The sequence below is a fragment of the Rhodoferax sp. BAB1 genome (genome assembly GCF_013334205.1).
Classification (GTDB): Bacteria; Pseudomonadota; Gammaproteobacteria; order Burkholderiales; family Burkholderiaceae_C; genus Hylemonella.
Genome location: NZ_CP054424.1, coordinates 1,370,006 through 1,395,244, shown reverse-complemented (window position 1 = coordinate 1,395,244; position 25,239 = coordinate 1,370,006). Strand labels below are relative to the sequence as shown.

The 25,239-nt window shown below is 66.3% G+C and carries 22 protein-coding genes and 1 tRNA gene; 11 read left to right on the top strand and 12 right to left on the bottom strand.

From position 1 onward, the window contains the following. The first annotated feature begins 18 nt into the window (after positions 1 to 18). From HTY51_RS06765 to HTY51_RS06745, 5 genes are all read left to right on the top strand, one after another. Positions 19 to 2,580 (top strand): PAS domain-containing sensor histidine kinase, encoded by a 2,562-nt coding sequence (locus tag HTY51_RS06765; RefSeq protein WP_217448251.1) that lies wholly within the window; start codon positions 19 to 21, stop codon positions 2,578 to 2,580. Then, positions 2,577 to 3,200: a response regulator transcription factor gene (locus HTY51_RS06760; protein ID WP_174252020.1), complete on the top strand. Its 624-nt coding sequence runs from the start codon at positions 2,577 to 2,579 to the stop codon at positions 3,198 to 3,200. The genes HTY51_RS06765 and HTY51_RS06760 overlap by 4 nt, the downstream gene beginning before the upstream one ends. A gap of 74 nt (positions 3,201 to 3,274) precedes the next feature. Continuing rightward, on the top strand, positions 3,275 to 4,138 hold the full coding sequence (gene folD, locus HTY51_RS06755; RefSeq protein ID WP_174252019.1) for a bifunctional methylenetetrahydrofolate dehydrogenase/methenyltetrahydrofolate cyclohydrolase FolD: 864 nt from the start codon (positions 3,275 to 3,277) through the stop codon (positions 4,136 to 4,138). Positions 4,139 to 4,208: 70 nt separating this feature from the next. Further along, complete coding sequence (locus HTY51_RS06750; protein WP_174252018.1) at positions 4,209 to 6,242, top strand: M3 family metallopeptidase; 2,034 nt, start codon at positions 4,209 to 4,211, stop codon at positions 6,240 to 6,242. A gap of 33 nt (positions 6,243 to 6,275) precedes the next feature. Continuing rightward, positions 6,276 to 6,926 carry a glutaredoxin domain-containing protein gene (locus HTY51_RS06745; protein WP_174252017.1) on the top strand — a complete coding sequence of 217 codons (651 nt, stop codon included), beginning with the start codon at positions 6,276 to 6,278 and terminating at the stop codon, positions 6,924 to 6,926. Between the two features lie 45 nt (positions 6,927 to 6,971). On the opposite strand, the gene rpiA is transcribed toward HTY51_RS06745, so the two are convergent. Beyond that, positions 6,972 to 7,646, bottom strand: a complete 675-nt coding sequence (gene rpiA, locus HTY51_RS06740; RefSeq protein WP_254607009.1) for a ribose-5-phosphate isomerase RpiA — start codon at positions 7,644 to 7,646, stop codon at positions 6,972 to 6,974. A gap of 60 nt (positions 7,647 to 7,706) precedes the next feature. On the opposite strand from rpiA, the gene HTY51_RS06735 reads away from it, so the two are divergent. Next, positions 7,707 to 8,765, top strand: coding sequence for a quinone-dependent dihydroorotate dehydrogenase (locus HTY51_RS06735; protein ID WP_174252015.1), 1,059 nt, complete (start codon positions 7,707 to 7,709; stop codon positions 8,763 to 8,765). Between the two features lie 12 nt (positions 8,766 to 8,777). On the opposite strand, the gene HTY51_RS06730 is transcribed toward HTY51_RS06735, so the two are convergent. Continuing rightward, a complete protein-coding gene (locus HTY51_RS06730) occupies positions 8,778 to 9,599 on the bottom strand; it encodes a substrate binding domain-containing protein (RefSeq protein ID WP_174252014.1) in 822 nt (273 codons plus the stop codon). Next, positions 9,596 to 9,733, bottom strand: coding sequence for a LysR family transcriptional regulator (locus HTY51_RS06725; RefSeq protein WP_174252013.1), 138 nt, complete (start codon positions 9,731 to 9,733; stop codon positions 9,596 to 9,598). Before HTY51_RS06725 ends, HTY51_RS06730 begins: the two co-directional genes overlap by 4 nt. A gap of 119 nt (positions 9,734 to 9,852) precedes the next feature. Between HTY51_RS06725 and HTY51_RS06720 the strand changes: the two genes are divergently transcribed. Genes HTY51_RS06720 through HTY51_RS06710 form a run of 3 tightly spaced genes read left to right on the top strand, consistent with a single transcriptional unit; the run spans position 9,853 to position 12,694 of the window. After that, positions 9,853 to 10,761, top strand: a complete 909-nt coding sequence (locus HTY51_RS06720; RefSeq protein WP_174252012.1) for an alpha/beta hydrolase — start codon at positions 9,853 to 9,855, stop codon at positions 10,759 to 10,761. 36 nt (positions 10,762 to 10,797) lie between these two features. After that, the gene (locus tag HTY51_RS06715; protein ID WP_174252011.1) at positions 10,798 to 11,712 is read left to right on the top strand and encodes an alpha/beta hydrolase; all 915 of its coding nucleotides are present in this window, start codon (positions 10,798 to 10,800) and stop codon (positions 11,710 to 11,712) included. 4 nt (positions 11,713 to 11,716) lie between these two features. Then, positions 11,717 to 12,694 carry a tripartite tricarboxylate transporter substrate binding protein gene (locus tag HTY51_RS06710; RefSeq protein WP_174252010.1) on the top strand — a complete coding sequence of 326 codons (978 nt, stop codon included), beginning with the start codon at positions 11,717 to 11,719 and terminating at the stop codon, positions 12,692 to 12,694. 6 nt (positions 12,695 to 12,700) lie between these two features. On the opposite strand, the gene HTY51_RS06705 is transcribed toward HTY51_RS06710, so the two are convergent. The 5 genes from HTY51_RS06705 to HTY51_RS06685 are packed head-to-tail and all read right to left on the bottom strand — an operon-like array spanning position 12,701 to position 20,130. After that, a complete protein-coding gene (locus HTY51_RS06705) occupies positions 12,701 to 13,795 on the bottom strand; it encodes an NAD(P)/FAD-dependent oxidoreductase (protein WP_174252009.1) in 1,095 nt (364 codons plus the stop codon). Between the two features lie 49 nt (positions 13,796 to 13,844). Then, positions 13,845 to 15,242 carry an efflux transporter outer membrane subunit gene (locus tag HTY51_RS06700; protein WP_174252008.1) on the bottom strand — a complete coding sequence of 466 codons (1,398 nt, stop codon included), beginning with the start codon at positions 15,240 to 15,242 and terminating at the stop codon, positions 13,845 to 13,847. Next, entirely contained in the window at positions 15,235 to 18,378 is a 3,144-nt protein-coding gene (locus HTY51_RS06695; protein WP_174252007.1) for an efflux RND transporter permease subunit, read from the bottom strand. The genes HTY51_RS06700 and HTY51_RS06695 overlap by 8 nt, the downstream gene beginning before the upstream one ends. Before the next feature lie 6 nt (positions 18,379 to 18,384). Continuing rightward, positions 18,385 to 19,524 carry an efflux RND transporter periplasmic adaptor subunit gene (locus HTY51_RS06690; protein ID WP_174252006.1) on the bottom strand — a complete coding sequence of 380 codons (1,140 nt, stop codon included), beginning with the start codon at positions 19,522 to 19,524 and terminating at the stop codon, positions 18,385 to 18,387. Positions 19,525 to 19,536: 12 nt separating this feature from the next. Next, entirely contained in the window at positions 19,537 to 20,130 is a 594-nt protein-coding gene (locus tag HTY51_RS06685) for a TetR/AcrR family transcriptional regulator (RefSeq protein ID WP_174252005.1), read from the bottom strand. 174 nt (positions 20,131 to 20,304) lie between these two features. Between HTY51_RS06685 and HTY51_RS06680 the strand changes: the two genes are divergently transcribed. Both HTY51_RS06680 and HTY51_RS06675 read left to right on the top strand, forming a co-directional pair. Next, positions 20,305 to 20,949, top strand: a complete 645-nt coding sequence (locus HTY51_RS06680; RefSeq protein ID WP_174252004.1) for a protocatechuate 3,4-dioxygenase — start codon at positions 20,305 to 20,307, stop codon at positions 20,947 to 20,949. A gap of 57 nt (positions 20,950 to 21,006) precedes the next feature. Then, positions 21,007 to 22,020, top strand: coding sequence for a metal-dependent hydrolase (locus tag HTY51_RS06675; RefSeq protein ID WP_174252003.1), 1,014 nt, complete (start codon positions 21,007 to 21,009; stop codon positions 22,018 to 22,020). Positions 22,021 to 22,092: 72 nt separating this feature from the next. Here HTY51_RS06675 and HTY51_RS06670 read toward each other — a convergent pair. The 4 genes from HTY51_RS06670 to hscA all read right to left on the bottom strand — a co-directional run bounded on the left by HTY51_RS06670 (position 22,093) and on the right by hscA (position 25,224). Continuing rightward, positions 22,093 to 22,167, bottom strand: a tRNA-Val gene (locus HTY51_RS06670). 69 nt (positions 22,168 to 22,236) lie between these two features. After that, entirely contained in the window at positions 22,237 to 22,938 is a 702-nt protein-coding gene (dnaQ, locus tag HTY51_RS06665) for a DNA polymerase III subunit epsilon (protein ID WP_174252002.1), read from the bottom strand. A 67-nt stretch (positions 22,939 to 23,005) separates the two neighbouring features. Further along, positions 23,006 to 23,344 carry an ISC system 2Fe-2S type ferredoxin gene (gene fdx / locus HTY51_RS06660; RefSeq protein ID WP_174252001.1) on the bottom strand — a complete coding sequence of 113 codons (339 nt, stop codon included), beginning with the start codon at positions 23,342 to 23,344 and terminating at the stop codon, positions 23,006 to 23,008. 23 nt (positions 23,345 to 23,367) lie between these two features. Beyond that, entirely contained in the window at positions 23,368 to 25,224 is a 1,857-nt protein-coding gene (gene hscA, locus HTY51_RS06655) for a Fe-S protein assembly chaperone HscA (RefSeq protein ID WP_174252000.1), read from the bottom strand. Positions 25,225 to 25,239 lie beyond the last annotated feature (15 nt).

The window sequence follows — 25,239 nt, the reverse complement described above, 5'->3', positions numbered from 1 at the left end:
CGAATACACTAGCCAAACATGCAAACACGCCTGAGCCAACTGCTTCCTTCCCTGCGCGAACTGCCTGCGCTGGTGCGCCTGCGGCAGTGGTGGCGCCAGCAGTCCCCGCACCGTCAGGACCGCTACGCCATGTTGGCACCGCTGGTGGCCGTACTGCTCTTTTTTGCCGCCATCGTCGCCGCCTTCGGTTATCTGCGCCTGGAGGAAATGGAGCGGGAACAGGAGGCCGTGCGCCGCGACGTGGAATATGCCCAGCAGCGCATGCGCCTGCGGCTGCTGGAGCGCCAGGAAGAGCTGGTGCGTCTGGCCCAGGAGATCTCCGGCCAGGAGCTGGACACCGAGCAGTTCCGCACCCGTGCCAACGCCCTGGTCGGGCAATACCCGGAGCTGCAGGGCCTGAGCTGGATCGACGACCGCAAACGCATGCGGGCCAGCCAGGGCCATGCCACCCTGGCCGCCGGTCTGGTCAACAGTCCGGCACACAGCGCCGACGCGGTGGAGAAACCCAGCGAAACCGAGAATGCCTTCGCCCTGGCGCGTGAGCTGCGCCAACCGATTTATGTGCAGCGCGCCGCTTCGCCCGACGGCAGCGCCCTGCTGGAACTGCACCTGCCCCTGCACAGCCGCACCCGCTTTGTCGGCGTGCTGCTGGCCGAATACTCGCTGGACGCGCTCTACCGCTACGGTGTGCCCTCCGAGGTGTCGGCGCGTTATGCCGTCTCCCTGCGTGACTCGCGGGGCGATGTGCTGGCAGGCAGCAGCGCGCCCAAGCGCAACCGGGCCGGCCAATGGCTGGGCTGGGCCTCGCATGCCAATGAATACGAGGTACCGGTCTCGCCGGTAGGCAACGGGCTGGTGCTGCACGCCCAGGCCTACCGCGCCTCGCTGGGCGTGATCGGCAGCGGCCTGTTCTGGCTGGTGGGCACGCTCAGCGTGATGACGGCCTGGATGCTGATCGCCAACTGGCGTCACACCCGTCGGCGCATGCAGGCGCAGCAGGCCCTGGTGCTGGAGACCAACTTCCGCCGCGCCATGGAGAACTCCATGCCCACGGGCATGCGCGCACTCGACCTGCAGGGCCGCATCACCTACGTCAACGCAGCCTTCTGCCAGATGACGGGCTGGAGCGAACGCGAACTGGTCGGCTGCACCGCCCCCTTCCCCTACTGGCCGGAAGAAGACCGCGACATGCTGATGGGGCGCCTGGAGGACGAGCTGACGGGTCGCGTGACCCCGGGCGGCTTCCAGGTCCGCGTCAAGCGCAAGGACAGCACGCTGTTCGATGCCCGCATCTACGTCTCCCCGCTGATCGACGCGCGCGGCCTGCAGACCGGCTGGATGACCTCGATGACCGACATCACCGAGCCCAACCGTGTGCGCGAGCAGCTGTATGCGTCTTATGAACGTTTCACCACGGTACTGGAGGCGCTGGACGCCTCGGTCTCGGTGGCACCGCTGGGCACGGATGAGCTGCTGTTCGCGAACAAGCTGTACCGGCTCTGGTTCCATGAACAGAGCAGCGGCCATGTGCGCCTGTCCACCCAGGCCGGCCTGCCGGCGCGCGTGAGCAGCGAGGACAGCCAGGACCACGTCGACAACCTGGTCGGCATGCCCACCAGCGCCCTGCCCGACGCCGACGCCGAGAACGCCGAGCTCTATGTGGAGGAACTGGGCAAGTGGCTGGAGGTGCGCACGCGTTACCTGACCTGGGTAGATGGCCGCCTGGCCCAGATGGTGATCGCCACCGACATCACGCCGCGCCGCCTGGCCGAGGCCCAGTCCGCGGCCCAGGCCGAGCGCGCCCAGACCGCCAGCCGGCTGATCACCATGGGCGAGATGGCCTCCAGCGTCGCGCACGAGCTGAACCAGCCGCTGACCGCCATCAACAACTACTGCAACGGCATGGTCTCGCGCATCAAGGCGCAGCAGATCTCCGAGGAGGACCTGCTGGGCGCGCTGGAGAAGACCGCCAAGCAGGCCCAGCGCGCCGGCCAGATCATCCAGCGCATCCGTTCCTTCGTGAAGCGCAGCGAGCCCAACCGCACGCTGTCGGAAGTCGCCGTCATGGTCAACGAGGCGGTCGAGCTGGCCGAGATCGAGCTGCGCCGCTACAACGTGCGCCTGAGCTACTTCATGGCCGACCTGCCCCCGGTGCTGGTCGATCCCATCCTGATCGAGCAGGTGCTGGTCAACCTGCTGAAAAACGCTGCCGAATCCATCGTCCATGCCCAGCGCCCGCCCCCGCATCGCCGGGTGGAACTGCACGTGCTGCCTGCGACCGTGGAGGGCCGGCCGGTGGTGGAATTCACCGTCACCGACACCGGCCAGGGCATTGCGCCCGAGGTCATGGCACGCCTGTACGAGGCCTTCCACACCACCAAGGCCGAAGGCATGGGCATCGGCCTGTCCCTGTGCCGCTCCATCGTCGAGTCGCACCAGGGCCGGATGAAGGCGGAGAACCTCTACAATGGCTCCGAAGTCGCAGGCTGCCGGTTCACCTTCTGGCTGCCGGTGGACGGACCAACAGCGGCGTCAGCCCCTCCACAACTGCAAGCAGAAAAACCTCAGGTTAGAGCATGAGTCTGATTCCGAAAAAAGGCACGGTGTATGTGGTCGACGACGACGAGGCCGTACGCGATTCACTGCAATGGCTGCTCGAGGGCAAGGATTACCGGGTGCGCTGCTTCGACTCGGCCGAGTCCTTTCTCAACCGCTACGACCCACGCGAGGTGGCCTGCCTGATCGTCGACATCCGCATGGAAGGCATGACCGGGCTGGAGCTGCAGAACCGCCTGCTCGAAAGCCACTCGCCCCTGCCCGTCGTTTTCATCACCGGCCACGGCGACGTGCCCATGGCGGTGGACACCATGAAAAAGGGTGCCATGGATTTCATCCAGAAGCCCTTCAAAGAAGACCAGCTGGTCAGCCTGGTCGAGCGCATGCTCGAGCGCGCCCGCGAGACCTTCAGCGTGCACCAGCAGGCCGCCAGCCGGGACGCCCTGCTGGCCAAGCTGACGCTGCGCGAAAGCCAGGTGCTTGAGCGTATCGTCGCCGGCCGCCTGAACAAGCAGATCGCCGACGACCTGGGCATCAGCATCAAGACGGTGGAGGCGCACCGCGCCAACATCATGGAAAAGCTCAACGCCAATACCGTGGCCGACCTGCTGAAGATCGCCCTGGGACAAGCCGCCAAAGCCTGACCGAACCCACACCCCTGCGACGCCCGCCTCGTTCGTTCCAGCGGGCGTTTTTACTTGACCGACGGAAATACAGCATGACGCAGACCACCGGCCGCCTCATCGACGGCAACGCCCTCTCTCAACAACTGCGCGGTGACGTCGCCCGGCGCGCCGCCGCCCTCAAGGCGCGTGGCGTCACGCCAGGCCTGGCCGTGGTCCTGGTCGGTGACAACCCGGCCTCCCAGGTCTATGTGCGCAACAAGGTCAAGGCCTGCGCCGATGCCGGACTGCACTCCGTGCTGGAGAAATACGAGGCCTCGATGACCGAAGCCCAGCTGCTGGCCCGCATCGAGGCCCTGAACAGCGACCCGTCCATCCACGGCATCCTGGTGCAGCTGCCCCTGCCGGCCCACATCGACGCCCACAAGGTCATCGAATCCATTTCCCCGGCCAAGGACGTGGACGGCTTCCACGTGGCCAGCGCCGGCGCGCTGATGGTGGGCCAGCCCGGTTTCTGGCCCTGCACGCCTTATGGCTGCATGAAGATGCTGGAGAGCATCGGCTACGAGCTCAAGGGCAAGCACGCGGTGGTCATCGGCCGCTCCAACATCGTGGGCAAACCCATGGCCCTGATGCTGCTCCAGCAGAACGCCACGGTGACGATCTGCCACAGCGCTACCCGGGACCTCAAGGCCATGACGCTGCAGGCCGACGTGATCGTCGCCGCCGTGGGCAAGCGCAAGGTGCTGACGGCCGACATGGTGAAACCCGGCGCGGTGGTGATCGATGTGGGCATGAACCGCAACGAGGAAGGCAAGCTCTGCGGCGACGTGGACTTCGAAGGCGTCAGACAGGTGGCCGGCTGGATCACCCCGGTACCTGGTGGCGTGGGCCCCATGACCATCACCATGCTGCTGGTCAACACCCTGGAAGCCGCCGAACGGGCGGCGACGGGTTGAATCGGCATCATCAGCAAAAGCTATGGGGACATGACTTGAATCGGAAGCCGCAGACTGCACAATGAGAGACATGAGCAACCCCCTCCTCGACACCTCCGCCCTTCCCCTGTTCGACCGCATCCGCCCGGAGCACGTCGCCCCGGCCATGGATGCCTTGCTGAGTGCAGCCGACGCCGCCCTGGAACATGTCACCGCAACGGACTTCCCGGCCGACTGGTCGGCCATTGCGCGCGAACTGGACGTGGCGACTGAAAAACTCGGCCGGGCCTGGGGTGCCATCAGCCACCTCAACAGCGTGGCCGACACGCCCGAGTTGCGCGCCGCCTACAACGAGGCCCTGCCGCGTGTCACCGAGTTCTGGACCCGTCTGGGCGCCGACGAGCGCCTGTACGCCAAGTACAAGGCCATCGACGCCTCGACACTCAACGAAGAGCAGCGCCAGGCGCATCGCAATGCCCTGCGCAATTTCGTGCTGGGCGGGGCTGATCTGCGTGGCGCGGCCAAGCAGCGTTTTGCCGAGATCCAGGAACGCCAGGCCGAACTGAGCCAGAAGTTCAGCGAAAACACGCTGGATGCCACGGATGCCTGGTCCTACTACGCGACGACCCAGGAACTCGACGGCGTGCCGGCCGACGTGCAGCAGGCGGCGCGCGCTGCGGCAGAGGCCGAAGGCAAGAACGGCCACAAGCTCACGCTCAAGATGCCCTGCTATCTGCCGGTGATGCAATTCGCGAAAAGCAGCGAACTGCGGCACAAGCTCTACCGGGCCTACACCACACGTGCCTCCGAACAGGCCGAAGGCGATGGCGCCAGGTTCGACAACAGCGCCATGATCCGCGAGATCCTGGCCCTGCGCCAGGAAGAAGCCCGGCTGCTGGGCTACCTGAACTTCGGTGAAGTGTCGGTGGTGCCCAAGATGGCCGAGTCGCCCTGGGAGGTGATCCGCTTCCTGCGCGACCTGGCGGTCAAGGCCCGCCCCTACGCCGAGCAGGACGTGGCCGATCTGCGCGCCTTTGCCCGCAACGAACTGGGCCTGGCCGACCCTCAGCCCTGGGACTGGCCCTACATCTCCGAGCGCCTGAAAGAAGCGCGTTATGCCTTCAGCGAGCAAGAGGTCAAGCAGTACTTCACGGCGCCGCGCGTGCTGGCCGGCCTGTTCAAGATCATCGAGACCCTGTTCGAGGTCAGCATCCGCCGTGACACGGCCCCGGTCTGGCACCCGGCCGTGGCGTTCTACCGCATCGAGCGGGACGGTCATCTGGTCGGCCAGTTCTACCTGGACCAGCCGGCCCGCCCGGGCAAACGCGGCGGCGCCTGGATGGACGACGTGCGTTCCCGCTGGCTGCGCCCGGACGATGGCCGCCTGCAAATGCCCGTAGCCCACCTGGTCTGCAACTTCGCCGACGGTGTGGGCGACAAGCCCCCGCTGCTGACGCACGACGACGTCATCACCCTCTTCCACGAATTCGGCCACGGCCTGCACCACCTGCTCACGCAGGTGAACGAGCGTGATGTCTCGGGCATCAGCGGGGTGGAATGGGACGCGGTGGAACTGCCCAGCCAGTTCATGGAGAATTTCTGCTGGGAATGGGACGTGCTCAAGCACATGACGGCCCATGTCGAGACCAGCGAGCCCTTGCCGCGCGACCTTTTCGAGAAGATGATCGCCGCCAAGAATTTCCAGAGCGGCTTGCAGACCCTGCGCCAGATCGAGTTCGCCCTCTTCGACATGCTGCTGCACACCGAACACGATCCGGCCCAGGACTTCATGCCGCTGCTGGACATGGTGCGCGCCGAGGTGGCCGTGCTGCAGCCCCCGGCCTGGAGCCGGACGGCACACACCTTCAGCCACATCTTCGCCGGCGGTTATGCGGCCGGCTACTACAGCTACAAATGGGCCGAGGTGCTGAGCGCCGACGCCTACGCCGCCTTCGAGGAAACAGCCGGACAGGACGGCTTGCCCAGCGTGCAAACCGGGCGAAAATACCGCCAGGCCATCCTGGAGGCCGGCGGCAGCCGGCCGGCCATCGAGTCCTTCAAGGCCTTCCGCGGACGGGAGCCCAGCCTGGACGCCCTGCTGCGGCACCAGGGCATGGCCCGTTGATAGGGAAACTGGACATAGGGAATAATGAGGCGCATGAAGACCACACACCGTCCCCGCCACGCAGCCCTGCTGGCTGCTGCTGCCTTGCTGGCAGTCATCCCCCTGCTGGCCCCGGCCCAGGGCATCTACCGCATCGTCGGCCCGGACGGCCGGATCACCTTCTCCGACAAACCGCCGGCCAGCAACGAAAAGGCCACGGCCCTGGGGCCGGGTGGCCGTTCTGCGCAGAACGACGCCGCCGGTGAACTGCCTTTCGAACTGCGTCAATTGATCAGCCGTTATCCGGTGACCCTCTACACGGGTGATGACTGTGCTCCGTGCATTGCCGGACGCAATCTCCTGAACAGCCGGGGGATTCCATACACCGAGCGCACTGTCAAGACCCCGATGGATGTGGACGCTCTGCAACAGCTCAGTGGCGGCTCAACTGTTCCGATACTCACCATCGGTGGCCAGAGACTCAAGGGTTTCCTGAACGCTGAATGGAACCAATACCTGGACGCGGCCGGTTACCCCGCCAGCTCCCGCTTGCCGGCCGGCTATCGGAATCCAGCACCTAGCCCGCTGACAAGCTTGCCCGAAGCCCCGGCTCCAAGTGCACAGCCAGCGCCCGTGCCTGTGCAGGAAGCACCTGCAAGCCCACCACCCCCGGCACCCAGTAATCCGACCGGTATCGTGTTCTGAATCACAAGGGGCCCCGCGGGGCCCCTTGTCATTGGGAGATGTTGCTCAATACGTCAGCGTCTTCACGCCGCTTGCCGTGCCCAGCAGACAGACCTGGGCCCGCTGGTGCGCGAACACCCCGACCGTCAGCACGCCCGGCCACTGGTTGACCTCGGATTCGAAAGCCAGCGGATCGCGGATCTGCAGGCCCGTCACATCCAGGATGTGCTGGCCGTTGTCGGTCACCAGCGGCTCTGAACCCTTCATTCGCACCCTGGCCGTGCCACCCAGGGCGGCGAACTGGCGGATCAGGCGCTGCGTGGCCATGGGTATCACCTCCACCGGCAGCGGGAACCTGCCCAGCACCGCGACCAATTTGGACTCGTCGGCGATGCAGACAAAACGGCGCGACTGCGCGGCGACGATCTTCTCGCGCGTGAGGGCCGCACCGCCGCCCTTGATCATGTGGCCCAGGCCGTCGATCTCGTCGGCGCCGTCGATGTAGACCGAGATCTCGCCTACTTCGTTGGCATCGAACACCGGGATGCCCAGCGCCAGCAGGCGCTCGGTGCTGGCCACCGAACTCGACACCGCCCCCTGGATCTGGCCCTTCATCGAGGCCAGCGCATCGATGAACTTGTTGACCGTGGAGCCGGTGCCAACCCCGACGATTTCGCCGGGAACCACGTAATGCAGGGCGGCCTGGCCGACCAGGGTCTTGAGTTCGTCTTGGGTCAGCATGTCGCTATCCATAAGGTGGGGGTTGATCTGGGAGAATTACGGAAAGACTGGAATTATGCGATGTCCCTGATCCCCTACGCCCTCTCCCGCGCCATGCTGTTCCGCCTTGACCCGGAAACCGCCCACGACGTGACCATCGCCATGCTGGCGCGCACGCAGAACACGCCGCTGGCCTGCACCTACAGCAGCCCGCGCGTGGAGGACCCCGTCACCGTGGCCGGCCTGCGCTTCCCCAACCGCGTGGGCATGGCCGCCGGCCTGGACAAGAACGCCCGCTGCATCGACGGCCTGGGCGCCATGGGCTTCGGTTTCGTCGAAGTCGGTACCGTCACGCCGCTGGCCCAGCCGGGCAACCCCCAACCCCGCATGTTCCGCCTGCCGGCGGCGAACGCCCTGATCAACCGTTTGGGCTTCAACAACGACGGGCTGGACGCCTTCCTGGCCAATGTGCAGCGCGCCACCTTCCGCCGCAGGAGTGGCACGCCCCTGCTGCTCGGCCTGAACATCGGCAAGAATGCGACCACGCCCATCGAGCGTGCCACGGATGACTATCTGATCGGCCTGGCCGGCGTCTACCCGCACGCCGATTACGTCACCATCAACATCTCCAGCCCGAACACCAAGAACCTGCGCGCGCTGCAAAGCGACGAGGCGCTGGACGCCCTGCTCGGGGCGATCGCGACCCGACGCGAGCAACTGGCCCAGCAGCACGGCAAACGTGTCCCCGTCTTCGTGAAGATCGCGCCCGATCTGGACGAGGAACAGGTCAAGGTGATTGCGACCACCTTGCAGCGGCACGGGATGGACGGCGTGATCGCCACCAACACCACGCTCAGCCGCGAAGCCGTGTCGGGCCTGCCGCATGCGCAGGAGGCCGGCGGCCTCTCGGGCGCCCCAGTGCTGGAGGCCAGCAACCGCGTGATCCGCCAGCTGCGTACCGCGCTCGGACGGGACTATCCCATCATCGGTGTGGGTGGCATCCTGAGTGCAGCCGATGCCGTGAGCAAGATCGAGGCCGGCGCCGACCTGGTGCAGATCTACACCGGCCTGATCTACCAGGGGCCGACGCTGGTGAAAGAAGCGGCCCTGGCCATCCGGGCCCGCAACGCAAACCGCTGAGCCACGCCGCGCTCAGGCCGCGGAACGGGCGTTGCGGCCCTCCCTGGCCAAGGGGTTCTTGGGCAGCGGCTGGTCCCAGGCAGGCTCACCGGCAAAACGCTCCGCCAGGAACTGCACGAAATTGCGGATGCGCTCCGGCAGGCGACGATCCGGCAGAAACACGGCGTACAGCGTGCTCTCCTGCAGCGCGTATTCAGGAAAGAGCTGGACCAGGCGTCCGGCCACGATGTGTTCACTGGCCGCGAAGGACGGCAGCATGGCAATGCCCACGCCCGCCACGGCGGCGTCCACCAGGCCTTCGGCCACGTTCGCGCGCAGATTGCCCGACACGTTCAGGGACAGCTCGCCATCGCGCCCGCGAAAGCGCCATTCATTGCCCTTGGGCCTGTCATAGACCAGGCAGTTGCAGGCCAGCAGGTCGCGCGGCGTGCGAGGCGTGGCATGGGCGGCCAGGTAGGCTGGCGAGGCCACCACGATCCAGCGGCACGGCGCCAGCCGGCGCGCCACCAGATTGCTCAGGCGCGGCTCCTCCGCCAGCCGCACCACCAGGTCGGCATTGCCGGAGATCAGGTCGGCAAAGCGCTCGGAGAGCGTCACATCGATCTGGATCGAGGGGTTCAGCGCCAGGAAATCACTCACGGCCGGCAGCAGATGCAGACGACCGAAGGTGATGGCAGTACTGATGCGGATCAGGCCATGCGAACCGCGCGAAAGCTCCTCGACATCACGCACGGCATCACCGGCATCGGCGACGATGCGTGCGCAGCGCTCGTAGAAACGCTCACCGGCCTGGGTCAGGCCCAGCTTGCGGGTGCTGCGATTGAGCAGCTTCACCCCAGCGATTCCTCGAGTTCCTGGATATGGCGGCTGGCCAGCGCCTTGGAGATGCCGCAGCGATCGGCGGCGACGGTGTAGCTGCCGGCATCGACGACGGCCACGAAGGTGGCCAGGGCGTTCAGGTCGCGCATGGCGGAACCCTCTGCACCACGCCCGTAAACAATGAATTCACAAAAGCCCGTTTCATAACCGATGGCTTAAAAGTATATTCGTCCAGCTGCCTTCTGGCCCTGCTGTTTTCCCCATTCCCTTGAAAGAAGTCATCGTGATCTGGAGCGAAGAATATTTTGTGACCCGCGAGGGCGTGCAACTCTATGTGTACCGCAAGCGCGCCCAGGCGCCCGTGGCCGGCGAAGCGCCGCTGCCCGTGCTGATGCTGGTGCACGGCTCCACCGTCTCGGGCCGCAACACCTACGACCTGCAGGTGCCCGGCGGCAAGGACTACTCGGTGATGGACTACTTTGCCGAGCGCGGCTACGACGTCTGGACCATGGACCACGAAGGCTACGGCCGCTCGGGCTGGTCGGGCCGCGGCAACAGCGACATCAAGACCGGCGCGCTGGACCTGGCCACCGCCATCCCCTTCATCCTGCAAAAGACCGGCGCGCAGAAGCTCAACCTGTTCGGCTCCTCCTCCGGCGCGCTGCGCTCCTGCCTGTACACGGCCGCCCACCCGGAGACGGTCGAGCGGCTGGGCCTCTCGGCCCTGGTCTATACCGGCGCCGGCTCGCCCACGCTGGAACAGCGCCGCAAGAAGCTGCCCGAATACTCGGCCAGCCCGCGCCGCAAGGTGGACCTGGCCTTTTATGAGGGCATGTTCAACCGCGACAAGCCCGGCAGCAGCGAGGACATCGTGCCCAAGGCGATTGCCGCCGCGGAACTGCCGCTGGTCAGCGAAGTGCCGACCGGCACCTATGTGGACATGTGCGCCAACCTGCCGGTGGCGGCCCCCGAGGCCATCCCCTGCCCGACCCTGGTGATCCGCGGCGAATACGACGGCATCGCGGCCGAGCCCGACCTGCTGGACTTCTTCGCGCGCCTGCCCACCAAGGACAAGGAATTCGTGGTGCTCTCGGGCATTGCCCACAACCCCATGATGGGTGTGCAGCGCTACAAGTTCCATTTCGCGCTCGAGACCTTCCTGCGCCGCCCCGTCTGAATCGCAGATCACAGATCAACCCGAGGAAACAAGACCATGGCAAACGTGCAGTGGACCGGTGGCATCGAGCACTGGACCCATAAGGGCGACATCAAGCTCTTTCTCTGGCAGAAACCGGCCAACCCCAAGGTGCCCCACGCCGGCACGATACTTTTCGTCCATGGCTCGTCCATGGCCTCGCAGCCGACCTTCGACCTCACCGTCCCGGGCCGGCCGCATTCCTCGGTGATGGACTGGTTCGCCGAGCGCGGTTTCGACACCTGGTGCATGGACAACGAAGGCTACGGCCGCTCCGACAAGCACCGGCCCATCAATTTCGACATCAGCAACGGTGCCGACGATCTGGCCGCCGGCAGCGAGTACATCCTGAACAAGACCGGTGCCGGCAAGCTGATGGTCTACGGCATCTCCTCGGGCGCGCTCAAGGCCGCACTGTTTTCCGAGCGCCACCCGGAACGTGTCGCGCGCCTGGCGCTGGATGCCTTCGTCTGGACCGGCGAGGGCAGCCCGACCCTGGCCGAACGCAAGAAGAAGCTGCCTGAATTCCTGGCCAGGAACAGCCGCCCCATTGACCGCGCCTTCGTGCACAGCATCTTCAACCGCGACCATCCGGGCTGTGCCGACGAAGCCACCAAGGAAGCCTTTGCCGATGCCATCCTGACGCTGGACAGTTCCATGCCCACCGGCACCTATGTGGACATGTGCTCGCGCCTGCCGGTGGTCGAGCCGCGCAATATCCAAGCACCGACGCTGATCATGCGCGGCGAGTTCGACGGCATCGCCAGCCTGGACGACCTGCTGAAGTTCTACCAGCTGCTGCCCACCACCAGCAAGCAGTTCAGCATCATGCAGGGTATCTCCCATGCCAGCTTCCAGCAGAAAAATTATCTAATGGTCTACGCCATCCTGCACGGCTTCTTTGCCATGCCCGAACCATCCTACAAGGGGTAATACGATGACTCTCAAAACCAATTTCCGTCGTCTGTTCCTGGCTTCCGTTCTGGGCCTGTCGGCCTTCGGCGCTGCCGCACAAAACTATCCCAACCGCCCCGTGAAGATCATCGTGCCCTTCGGTGCCGGCGGTTTCACCGACGTGGTTGCGCGTATCGTGGGCCAGAAACTGGGCGCTGCCATGGGCGGCTCCTTTGTCATCGAGAACAAACCCGGCGCCGGCTCCACCATCGGCGCCGACATGGTCGCCAAGGCCGCCCCTGACGGCTACACCCTGGTCATGATCTCCTCGACCCACACGATCAGCCCCTCGATCTACAAGTCGATTCCCTACGACCCGATCAAGAGCTTCACCCCCATCAGCAAGCTGGTGGACTCGGCCTACGTGCTCGTGGTCAACCCCAACAAGGTGGCCGCCACCAATGTGAAGGACTTCATCGCACTGGCCAAGGCCAAGCCCGATGTCCTGCACTACGCTTCCTCGGGCAACGGCAGCACGCAGCACCTCATGGGCGGCCTGTTCGTCTCCATGACCGGCGCGCAACTCAAGCACGTCCCCTACCGCGGCAGCAATGGCGCCATGACCGACCTGATCGCCGGTGTGGTGGACAGCAGCTTTGCCGGCATCACCAATGCACTGCCCCATCTGGCCACTGGCAAGCTCAAGGCCCTGGCCGTGACCACGGCCACCCGGGCCCCGCAAATGCCGGACGTGCCGACCCTGCAGGAAGCCGGCGTGGCGGGTTATGACGCCAGCAACTGGCTCGCGCTGCTCGGGCCGGCCGGCATGCCCAAGGAGATCGTGCAGCGCCTCAACAGCGAGATCGCCAAGCTCATGGCCCAGCCCGACACCCAGAAAGCCCTGTTCGACGCGGGCGTCCAGGTCGGTCTGTCCACGCCTGAAGGTTTGACCCAGCTCATGCAAGGCGACATGGTCAAGTGGGCCAAGATCGTCAAGGATGCGGGCATCGAGATCCAGTAAGAGGCTTCACAGCAATTCGACCACCTTCGATGCGATCGCCAGGCAACTCGTCAGCCCTGGTGACTCGATGCCGAAGAGGTTGACCAGGCCCGGCACGCCATGCGTGGCCGGGCCTTCTATCTTGAAGTCGGCAGCAGCAGCCCCCGGGCCGCTGATCTTGGGCCGGATGCCGGCATACCCCGCCTGCAGCACGCCGTCGGCCAGCGCCGGCCAGTACTTGCGGACCTCGGCGTAGAACGCTTCGCCGCGCACGGGGTCCACCACCAGATCCTCGGGCGAGTCGACCCACTGCACATCGGGGCCGAACTTGGCCTGTCCACCGAGATCGATGGTGAGATGCACCCCCAGGCCGGCAGCCTCGGGCACGGGGTAGATCAGGCGGCTGAAGGGTGAGCGGCCGGCGAGCGTGAAGTAGTTGCCCTTGGCGTAGTACGCGCCGGGGATATGTGTGGGGTCCAGCCCCTCGAATCGGCGCGCCAGCGTCGGCGCCTGCAAGCCGGCGGCATTGACCACCGTACGGGCGCGCAGTTGGGTTCCATCCAGGGCTTCGAGTTCGATGCCCGCCGGCGTCACCCGCGCATGCGACAGCGGCGAATTGAAGGCCACCAGGCCGCCGGCGTTTTCCAGATCGCCCTGCAGCGCCAGCATCAGCCCATGGCTGTCAACGATGCCGGTGCTCGGGGAATGGATGGCGGCCACACAATCCAGCGCCGGCTCCAGCGCCAGCGCCTGCTCGCGTGCCAGCAAGACCAGGTCGTTGACGCCGTTGGCCGCGGCTTTCTGGATGATGCCCTGCAGTTCAGCCACCTGTGCAGGCGCGGTGGCGACGATCAGCTTGCCACAGCGACGGTGCCCGATACCCCGCTCCGCGCAGTAGGCGTACAGCATCTGCTTGCCCTGCACGCACAGGTGCGCCTTCAGCGAGCCCTTCGGGTAGTAGATGCCGGCGTGGATGACCTCGCTGTTGCGCGAACTGGTCTGCGTGCCGATGGCCTCGGCAGCTTCCAGCACCAGCACCTCACGCCCGCTCAGCGCCAGCGCACGCGCCACCGCCAGACCGACAACCCCGGCTCCCACCACCACCGCATCGACCTGCTCCACAAGCTGACCTTTCGCATCGGCAAATCTGCGAGCATAAGCGAGCGTCGCCTCAGCCCTCCTCGCCGCCCAGCGCCCTGTAGAGCTGGGCCGCGGTGGCCCACTGGCTGCGGCGCAACTGGATCAGGCCCTGGCGCACTGTAAAGAGCTGGCGCTGGGCGTCCAGCACCTCCAGGAAGCTGCCCACGCCCTGGCGGTAGCGCGCCTCGGCGATGTCGGCCGCACGCTGCTGTGAACGTTCCTGGGCCTCCACAGCCTTGAGCTGCTCAGCCAGCTGCTCGCGCGCCACCAGCAGATCGGCCACCTCACGGAAAGCCTGCTGCACGGTGCGCTCGTATTCCGCCACGGCGATGTTCTTGCGCACCTCGGCCAGGTCCAGATTGGCGCTGCGCCGCCCGAAGTCGAAGATGGGCAGGGTGATGCTGGGTGAGAAACTCCAGGCCTCGGAGCCGTCCTTGAACAGGCCGTCGAGCTCGCGGCTGGCGGTACCGGCCGAGGCCGTCAGCGCGATGCGCGGGAAAAAGGCCGCACGCGCCGCGCCGATGTTGGCGTTGGCCGCCAGCAGGCGCTGCTCGGCCACCAGCACGTCAGGGCGGCGTACCAGCACCTGCGCCGGCAAATCGGCCTGCTGTTCCAGGTTGATGCCCTGCTCGGCCAGCGTCTTGCCGGCCGGCAAATCACCGGGCTCGGTTCCCACGAGCGCACGCAGGTAGTTGCGTGCTGCGGATAACTGGCGCCGCAAGGCCGCGAGTTCGGCACGCGCGCCCTCGTAGGCGGCATCGGCCTGCAGGAAGTCCAGATCGCCCGCCAGGCCGGCCTGGCGCCGGCGGTCCACCAGCTCTCGCGTCCGGGCCCGTGTCTCCAGCGTGGCCTGGGCCAGCACGACACGCTCTTGCGCCTCGGCCTGCGCCAGGTAGGCATCGGCCACGCTGGCGATCAGCGACAGCCTGAAGCTGCGCTCGGCCTGCTCGGTCGCCAGATAGCTGGCCTTGGCCGCTTCGCTCAGGCTGGCCACGCGGCCCCAGAAGTCCAGCTCGAAAGCCGGCAGGCTGGCGTTGACGTCGGCACGCTGGCCGACGCTGGAGACGCCCGTGCCCGACAGATCACCCGGCGTGCGGCTGCGCGCCAGCGAACCGCCGACGTTGACCGTGGGCAGGCGATCGGCGCGCTGGATGCCGTACATGGCCTGCGCCTCGGCAACGCGGGCCGTAGCGATGCGCAGGTCGCGATTGTGCTCCAGCGAGAGCTTGATCAGCGCGCGCAGGCGCTCGTCCGGGAAGAAGCTGGCCCAGTCCACAGGCTTGCTCTCGATCCCCGTGGTCTTGACCTCATCCGGCCAGGCTTCGGGCACGGACAGGGCCGGACGCTGGTACTCGGGCGTCATCACGGAGCAACCGGCCAGCAGCAGCGCGGTGACCAGGGCCGTGACGTAAGGTATCAGTTTAGCCATGGTGGCCTCCTTCGCCTGTGGTCGGCGCATGACCGCGGCTGTGGCCGGGGAACAGGCGGCTGACGACCAGATAGAACACGGGCACCAGGAAGATGGCCAGCACGGTGGCGGCGATCATGCCGCCCATCACGCCGGTGCCGATGGCATGCCGGCTCTGCGCGCCGGCACCGCTGGAGATGGCCAGCGGCAGCACGCCCACGATGAAGGCGATCGAGGTCATCAGGATGGGGCGCAGCCGCAGGCGGCAGGCTTCCAGAATGGCGTCCTTGAGCGCCATTCCCTGGTCCTGCAGGGTGCGTGCGAATTCGATGATCAGGATGGCGTTTTTCGAGGACAGGCCGATGGTCGCGATCAGGCCCACCTTGAAGTACACATCGTTGGGCAGGCCGCGCAGATAGACCGCCAGCAGCGCGCCGAAGATGCCCAGCGGCACCACCAGCATGACCGAGAAGGGAATCGTCCAGCTCTCGTAGAGCGCCGCCAGGCACAGGAACACCACGATCAGCGAGACCGCGAACAGCAGCGGTGCCTGCGAACCCGAGAGGCTTTCCTCGAAGGAGGTGCCGGACCACTGGTAGCCGATGCCGTTGGGCATCTGCTTCGCCACCTCACCCATGGCCAACATGGCCTCACCCGTGCTGTGGCCTGGCGCCGGGTTGCCCGAGAGCTTGACCGAGGGCACGCCGTTGTAGCGGTCCAGCCGGGGCGCGCCCACCATCCACAGCGGCTTGACCACCTCGGACAGGGACACCATGCCGCCGCTGCGGTTGCGCACCTGCACGCGCATCATCGCCTCGGGGCTGGTGCGCACCGAGGGGTCGGCCTGCATCTGCACGCGCAGGATGCGGCCCTGGCGCTCGAAGTCGTTGATGTAGGACACGCCGAAAAGGGTCTGCAGCGTCTCGTTGAGCGTACCGATGTCCACGCCCAGGGTCTGGGCCTTCTCGCGGTCGATCTGCAGCAGCAGCTGCGGACCGGGCGCCATGCCTTCCATGCGAACCCCGGCCAGGGCCGGGTTGGCACCGGCCACCTGCACGGCCAGGGCCTGTGCCGCAGCCAACTGGTCGCGTCCCAGGCCACCACGGTCCTGCAGTCGGAAGTCGAAACCACCGACAGCCGCCAGCTCGGGAATGGGCGGCGGATTGACGCTGAAGATGAAGGCCTGCTTGATACCGAAGAGCATCATGTTGGCGCGCTGCACCACGGCTGTGGCACTGCTTTCCCTGGCCTTGCGTTCATCCCAGTTTTTCAGGCGCGTGAAGATCAGGCCCGCATTCTGGCCGCGGCCGAAAAAGGAGAAGCCGACCACACCCACAGTGTGTTCCACCTCGGGCTGCGCCAGGAAAAACTGCTCGGCCTGCTGGATCACCTCCACCGTGCGCTCCTGGGTCGCACCTGGCGGCAGCATCACCATGCTGATGAAATAACCCTGGTCTTCCTCGGGCAGGAAGCTGCCCGGCAGCTTGGCGAACATCCAGACCGTGGCCACCAGAATGGCACCGTAAACGATGAGCCAGCGGCCCGGGCGACCCAGCATGCCTGTCACCTTGCGGATGTAGCCACGCGTGGCCGCCGCGAAGCCGCGGTTGAACCAGCCGAAAAAGCCGGTGGTAGGCAGCACGCCCGCCTCGCCCGGCTTGTGGGGCTTGAGCAGCGTGGCACACAGGGCCGGCGTCAGCGTCAGGGCCATCAGGGCCGAGAACAGCATGGTCAGCACCAGGGTCACGGCGAACTGGCGGTAGATCGCGCCCACCGAGCCCGAGAAAAAGGCCATGGGGATGAACACCGCCGACAGCACCACCGTGATGCCGATGATGGCGCCCACGATCTGGTCCATGGCCTTGGCCGTGGCGTCACGTGGCGAGAGATGCTCCTCGCTCATGATGCGTTCGACGTTCTCCACCACCACGATGGCGTCGTCCACCACGATGCCGATGGCCAGCACCATGGCGAACAGCGTGAGCACGTTGATGGAGTAGCCCAGCACGTACAGGCCCAGCGCCGCACCGATCAGCGAGATCGGCACCACGATGGTGGGGATCAGCGTGGCACGCCAGTTCTCCAGGAAAAGGTACATCACCACGAAGACCAGCAGCACGGCCTCGAACAGGGTCTTGATCACTTCATTGATCGAGATCTCGATGAAGGGCGTGGTGTCGTAGGGCACGTCCCAGGCCACCCCCTTGGGGAAGTAGCGCTCCAGCTCCTGCATGCGCAGGCGCACGGCCTTGGCCGTGTCCATGGCGTTGGCGCCCGGCGAGACCTTGACGCCCACTGCGGCAGTCGGCTGGCTGTCTAGGCGTGCGAAGACGGAATAGTCCTGCGCACCCAGCTCAACCCGGGCCACGTCGCGCACGCGCACCAGCGAGCCGTCGGCCTGCGCACGCACCACCACATTGCCGAACTCCTCGGTCGTGGTCAGGCGGCCCCGCGTGATCACGGTGGCAGCGTATTCCATGCCCTTGGGCGCGGGCGGCTGGTTCACCTCGCCCACGGCCAGCAGCACGTTCTGCGTCCGCACCGCACTGATGACCTCGCCCGGCGTCAGGCGGTAGGCCGCGAGCTTGTCAGGGTCGACCCACAGACGCATGGCGTATTCGGAGCCGAAAAGCTGGGCCTCGCCCACGCCCGGCACACGACGCAGCTCGTCGATCACGCTGGCCGCCACATAGCTCCCCAGGTCCACGCCATTGAGGCTCTTGTCCGGCGAGTACAGCGTGATGAACATCAGGTAGTTGCGCCGTGTCTTGGTCACGGTCACACCCAGGCGCTTGACTTCGTCGGGCAGACGGGCCTCCACGCGCTTGATGCGGTTTTGCGTCTCGACCGAGGCAATCTCGATGTTGGTGCCGGTTTTGAAAGTCAGGTTGATGGTGCCCGTGCTCTGCTCGGAAGTCGAGTCCATGTAGAGCAGGTTTTCGATGCCGTTCATCTCCTGCTCGATCAGGGCCACCACGGTGTCCTCGACCACCTTGGCGGAGGCACCGGGATAGGTCACGTTGACGGCCAGCGCCGGCGGCGCGACCTCGGGGTACTGGGCCACGGGCAACTGGCGCAGGGCCAGCGCCCCAGCCAACAGGATGACCAGGGCGATCACCCAGGCAAAGACCGGACGGTCGACAAAGAATTTGGCCATGGTGTCTTACTTCCCTTGTGTGGCAGGGGCAGCAGGCGCAGCCGGTGTCCAGGGCACGGGTTTGACCACGCTGCCCGGATAGGCCTTCATATGCCCCTCCACCATGACCTGTTCACCGCCATTGAGGCCGCTGGTGATGGTCCACGTGCTGCCGCTCATGCCGCCGAGCTTGACCGGGCGCGGCGCGACCTTGCCATCCTCACCCACGACCAGCACCGAAGCGCCGGCGGGCGACAGCTGCACGGCGCGCTGCGGCAGGACGATGAGCTTGTCGGCCTTGGCCTGGGCATAACGCACCCGCACGAACATGCCCGGCAGGAGATCCTTCTTCGGGTTCGGGAACTCGGCGCGCATCGAGACAGCGCCGGTATTGGGGTCCACCGCGAGGTCCGAGAACAGCAGCTTGCCCGGCAGCGCATAGACCGTGTCGTTCTCCAGCACCAGTTCCATGCGCCGGGTGTCGGCCTTTTTCCAGCGGCCGCTGGCGATGGCCTCGCGCAGGGCCAGCAGCTCGGTGCTGCTTTGCGTGAAGTTCACGTAGATCGGGTCGATCTGTTCGATGGTCGCCAGTTGCGTCGCCTCGCCACGCCCGACCAGGGCCCCTTCGGTCACCAGGCTGCGGCCGATGCGGCCCGAGATCGGGGCCGGCACGGTGGTGTTCTCCAGGTCCTGCTCGGCCCGTGACAAGGCCGCTTCGGCCTGGCGCAGGCGCGCCTCGGCGCTGTCGAGTTCCTGCTGGCTCACGGCCTTCATCTCGACCAGCGGCCGGTAGCGGTTCACCACGGCGCGCGCAGCGGCGGCATCGGCCTTGGCCGCCTCGAAGCTGGTGCGATAGGTACGCGCATCGATGCGGTACAGTGGTGCCCCGGCCTTCACGTCCGAGCCCTCCACAAAATGGCGCTGCTCGACGATGCCCTCCACGCGCGCCCGCACCTGGGCGGTGCGCCAGGCCTGCAGACGGCCGGGCAATTCCTTGGTCAGCAGGGCTTCGCCCTGGCGCGCCACGACCACGGCCACTTCGGTCGGCGGTGGTGCGGCGCCCGGACCGCCGGCAGCGGGCTTGGGCGCCTCGGATTTGCCACAGGCGCTCAGTAACAGCGCCAGGAAGGCCGCCAGGGCCGGAGCGCGGTAGTCAACAACTTTCATTCGGTACTCCCTTCAAGACTTCGCGGCGCCCGCCAGGGGTGCGTACGCCTGCAAAAAACAATCGACGATCCGGGCCATGCGTCCGCTCTGCTGCGGGCACTCCACCGGCATGCCCAGCAGGAGCAGATCCCGTTGCGTTCCGGTCAGCAGGCTGATCAGCATCTCGGCCGCGAACTCGGGATCGTCCTGGCGCAGTTCGCCGCGGTCCATGGCCTCACGCAACAAGCGCGCCAGCTCGGTGCCGGCCAACTGCCAGGTTTCGAACACCGCCCGGGCCAGTTCCGGAAAACGGGGGGACTCTGCCACCAGCATGCGGTGCAGGGCCAGGCCCTGCTCGCTCATGGCCTGGGCCTGGAAGGATTCGGCAAAGCGCAGCAGATCCTCACGCAGGGAGCCGGAACGAGTCCCCAGATCGACCAACAGCACGTTGACCAGGCCGGTCAGCGCCTCGCGGAACAGGCTCTCCTTGCTGCCGTAATGGTGATAAAGCGTCTGCTTGACCACGCCTGCACGGCGGGCGATATCGTCCACACAGGCGCTGTAACCCTTCTCGCAAAAGGTGTCCAGGGCTGCTTCAAGGATGCGGGCGCGGGTATCGCTGGTCATGAGGCTGAGGATCGATGCTGGATGGCGGCCAAACCTGCGGAATCGCCAGGCTGGCATGTACGGCATCATACTAGACTCATCAGTCTAGTGCTGACCCCCCACCGTAATTTGGGTGAAGCCGGTGGGCAAGGGAACCGGACTTGGACTAGAGTTCGTCATCAACGGAGCTTTCTCATGCCCGAACCGACATCCTCCCTGCGCCGCCGACTGCTGAACCTGGGCCTGGCTTCGGCCGTGGCCGCCCCGATCTGGCTGCCCCCGGTGTGGGCCAGGCCCGCGACCGGCCGCCTGCTGCCCACGCCTTCACAGACCGAAGGCCCCTTCTACCCGCTCGATCTGCCCGACGACACCGATGGCGACCTCTTGCGCAACGGCAGCGTGGACTATCGGCAGGGCCGGCCCGCCTGGATCGAGGGGCAGGTGAGCGACACGGCGGGCGTGCCGGTGCGCGGCGCACAGGTCGAGATCTGGCAATGCGATCACCAGGGGCATTACCACCATCCAGGTGACAGTGGTCGCGCCGACCCGGCCTTCCAGGGTTACGGCCGCGTGACAGTCGATGGCGAAAGACGTTACCGTTTCCGCACGCTGCGACCCGTGGCCTACAGCGGGCGCACGCCGCACATCCACGTCAAGGTCAGGCTCGGCCAGCGCGCCCTGCTGACCACCCAACTCTATGTAGCCGGCGACCCGGGCAATGAAAGCGACGCCCTCTGGCGGCGCTTGCGTAGCGCCGAGGACCGCGCCGCCCTGACCATTCCCTTCGTCTCCGGCCGGCAGGGCCTGCAGGCAAACTTTCCCATCGTGCTGGCGCTCTGAGCGGCGGGCATGGCCCCACGGCCTGCGGGCCCGGGCTGCCTCTGCCATCATCCGGGCATGGATTCACTCTCACAACTGGCGCTGGGCGCCGCCGTCGGCGTGGCCGTCATGGGACGGCACACGGCCTTGCCCAAGGCGGCGGGCTGGGGCGCACTGCTGGGCACCCTGCCCGACCTCGATGTGTTCATCGACCATGGCGACGCGCTGCTCAATATGACGCTGCATCGCGCGGAAAGCCATTCACTCTTCTGGCTCAGCGTGGCCGGGCCCCTGCTCGGGGCCGGCATCGCCCGCCTGCATGGCGAATGGGCACAGTGGCGACGCTGGTGCCTGGCGGCCTGGCTGATGCTGGTCACGCACCCGCTGCTCGACGCCATGACGGTCTATGGCACGCAACTCGCGCTGCCCTTCAGCAACCATCCCTACGGCGTCGGCAGCATCTTCATCATCGACCCGCTCTATACCCTGCCCCTGCTCTTCGGCCTGCTGCTGGCGCTGGGCTGGCGCCGCCGTCCCGACTGGGCATTGCGTGCCAATGCCCTCGGGCTGACGCTCAGCACGGCCTACCTGGCCTGGGGGGTGGCGGTGCAGGCGCACGTAAGCGCCCTCGCCCAGGCCTCGCTGGCACGCCAGGGTGTGCAGGCGCAGGCCCTGCTGGTCACGCCCACCGCGTTCAACAGCGTGTTGTGGCGCGTGGTGGCAACCACACCCACGCATTACCACGAGGGTTTCTATTCGCTGCTGGACGATGGCCAGGAACCGCTGTGGGAGCTGCACGATCGCGGCCCGGCGCTGCAACAGGCTTATGCGGGCACACCCGCTTACGAAAGATTGAACCGTTTTGCCAAGGGACTGGTGGCCATGCGCAGCGTGGACGGCCGCGCCCACCTGAGCGACCTGCGCATGGGCCAGACGCCGAGCTTCAGCTTCACCTTCGACATCGGCCCTGCGCAGGGACCGGCGCCCGAGCCACAAGCCGCACTGGCACGTGGCAGCCGGCCTGACCTCAAACAGGCACTGTCCTGGTTGTGGGCGCGTCTGGGTGGCCAGCCACTGCCACCACCCCGCTGATTTTCGGAACCAGAATAGAAAAAGCCCGCCGTCTTGGGGACTGGCGGGCTTTCTGGCGCCGAAGCGCTGTGTTGGTGGGCGATACATGGATCGAACATGTGACCCCTGCAGTGTGAATGCAGTGCTCTACCGCTGAGCTAATCGCCCTGAATGCTTGCTGAAAGCGTTTGCGTTTTCAGGAAAAACGAGATTATGCCACAAGTGGCCGCGCCATGGTCAGGCCTGGGCCCGCCAGACTGTCTTGCCGCCGCTGGCCTTGTCGAGCTGGGCCAGCAGATCTTCGTGCGCCGCCAGTTCCTGCTCGGAAGCGCTCAGCACGGGCAGCTCGAAACGGCTCAGGTCCACACGCTCGAAGCTGCCCGTGGCCGTCGTTGTGTCAGCGGTGTCGATCAGCAGCGCGTCCTGGCCGCGCGTGAGGTTGATGTAGACGTCGGCCAGCAGCTCGGCGTCCAAGAGCGCGCCGTGCAGGGTGCGGCCCGAGTTGTCCACGCCCAGGCGGTCGCACAGCGCGTCCAGTGAATTGCGCTTGCCCGGGAACATCTCCTTGGCCATGACCAGGGTGTCGGTCACGCTGGCGACGAACTGGGCAAAACGCGGCTTGCCCACCAGTTCCAGCTCCTTGTTCAGGAAGCTCACGTCGAAGGCCGCGTTGTGGATGATGATCTCGGCGCCCTGCAGATAGGCCAGGATTTCCTCGTGCACCTCGGCGAACCTGGGCTTGTCGCGCAGGAATTCGTTGCTGATGCCGTGCACCCGCAGCGCGTCCTCGTGGCTGTCGCGCCCGGGGTTCAGGTAGAAGTGCAGGTTGTTGCCGGTGAGCTTGCGGTTGAGCAGCTCCACACAGCCGATTTCAATGATGCGGTCGCCGCCTTCGGCGGACAGGCCCGTGGTTTCGGTGTCGAGGACGATCTGGCGCATGGTCCTGATCATAGCGGCCCCGGAAACGAAAACAGCCCCGCATGGGGGCTGTCGAAGGACAAAACGTTCAGTGGTTTTCCTTGGCGTGATTGATGGAGTACTTGGGGATCTCCACCACCACGTCCTGCTGCGCCAGGATGGCCTGGCAGCTCAGGCGCGACTGCGGCTCCAGGCCCCAGGCACGGTCCAGCAAGTCTTCCTCGTTCTCGTCCGGCTCATTGAGCGTGTTGTAGCCTTCACGCACGATGACGTGGCAGGTCGTGCAGGCGCAACTCATGTCGCAGGCATGCTCGATATTGATGTGGTTGTCCAGCATGGCCTCGCAGATCGAGGTGCCGGCCGGCGCCTTGATCTCGGCGCCCTGCGGGCAGTATTCGGGATGAGGCAGGATCTTGATGACGGGCATGCGGGTTCTCGAAAAGATTTGTCTCAGACGTTGGCGATGTTCTTGCCGGCCAGGGCCTGCTGGATGCCACGGTTCATGCGCAGCGCGGCGAAGGCTTCGGTGCCCTTGGCCAGGGCTTCGGTGGCGGCGTCGATGGCGGCCGCGTCATCCTGCGTACGGATGGCCTCCAGCGCGTCCATCAGGCTGGCCATGGCATTGCGCTCGGGGCCCGACAGTAGGTCGCCATCGGCGGCCAGCGCCGTGCGAGTGGCCATGAGCATGCGGTCGGCCTCGACCCGCGCCTCCACCAGCGCGCGGGCCTTCATGTCTGCTTGCGCGGTCGTAAAGCTTTCCTGCAGCATCTTCGCGATCTGCTCATCCCCGAGACCGTAGGAAGGCTTGACGGTGATGCTGGCTTCCACACCGCTGGTCTGCTCGCGCGCGCCCACCTGCAGCAGGCCGTCGGCATCGATGGTGAAAGTCACGCGGATGCGCGCGGCGCCGGCTGCCATGGGCGGGAAACCACGCAGTTCGAAACGCGCCAGGCTGCGGCAGTCGGCCACCAGGTCGCGCTCGCCTTGCACCACGTGCAGGGCCAGGGCGGTCTGGCCGTCCTTGTAGGTTGTGAAGTCCTGCGCCATCGCGGTGGGGATGGTCTGGTTGCGCGGCACGATGCGCTCCACCAGGCCGCCCATGGTCTCGATGCCCAGCGACAAGGGAATCACATCCAGCAGCAGCAGGTCGCCGGAGGGGTTGTTGCCGGCCAGCTGGTTGGCCTGGATGGCCGCGCCCAGCGCCACCACTTCGTCCGGGTTCAGGTTGGTCAGCGGCTCGCGGCCGAAGAACTCTCCCACGGTGCGGCGGATCACCGGCATACGGGTGGAACCGCCCACCATGACCACACCCTGCACCTCGTCCACGGTGAGCTTGGCGTCGCGCAGCACCTTGCGCACGGCCGCCATGGTGCGCGCCGTCAGCGCCGTGGTGCAGGCCTCGAACTGGTCGCGGTTGAGGGACAGATCCACCGCACCACTGGAGAGCTCCAGTTCGGCGGTGACGATCTCCTCGTCCGACAGGGCTTCCTTGGCTTGCCGCGCCTCGGCCATGAGGCGGGCCTGGTCCTCGGGGGTATCGGCGCTCAGGCCCGTTTCCGTCAGCATCCACTCGGCCAGGGCCCGGTCGTAATCGTCGCCGCCCAGGGCCGAGTCGCCGCCGGTGGCGATCACCTCGAACACACCCTTGGACAGACGCAGGATGGAAATGTCGAAAGTACCGCCACCCAGGTCGTAGACCGCGTAGATACCCTCGCTGGCGTTGTCCAGGCCGTAGGCAATGGCCGCGGCCGTGGGCTCGTTGATCAGGCGCAGCACGTTGAGGCCGGCCAGTTGGGCCGCGTCCTTGGTGGCCTGACGCTGAGCGTCGTCGAAATAGGCCGGCACCGTGATGACGGCACCGTAGAGATCGTCGTTGAAGCTGTCTTCGGCACGGTAGCGCAGCGTGGCCAGGATCTCGGCACTCACCTCCACCGGCGTCTTCTCGCCAGCGATGGTGCGCACGCGCACCATGCCGGGCGCATCGACCAGGGTATAGGGCAGCTTGGCGGCCTGGTGCACATCGGCCAGACCACGTCCCATCAGGCGCTTGACCGAGGCGATGGTATTGCCCGGGTCGTTGATCTGCTCTGCCAGCGCCTCATGGCCAATCTGCCGGCCGCCCTGGGGCAGGTAGCGCACCACGGAAGGCAGGATCACACGGCCCTGCTCGTCAGGCAGACATTCGGCCACGCCGCTGCGCACAGCGGCGACCAGGGAATGGGTGGTACCCAGGTCGATGCCCACCGCGATCCGCCGCTGGTGCGGGTCGGGGGCCTGGCCGGGTTCGGAAATCTGCAGCAGTGCCATCGTTGTTCTGTTCTG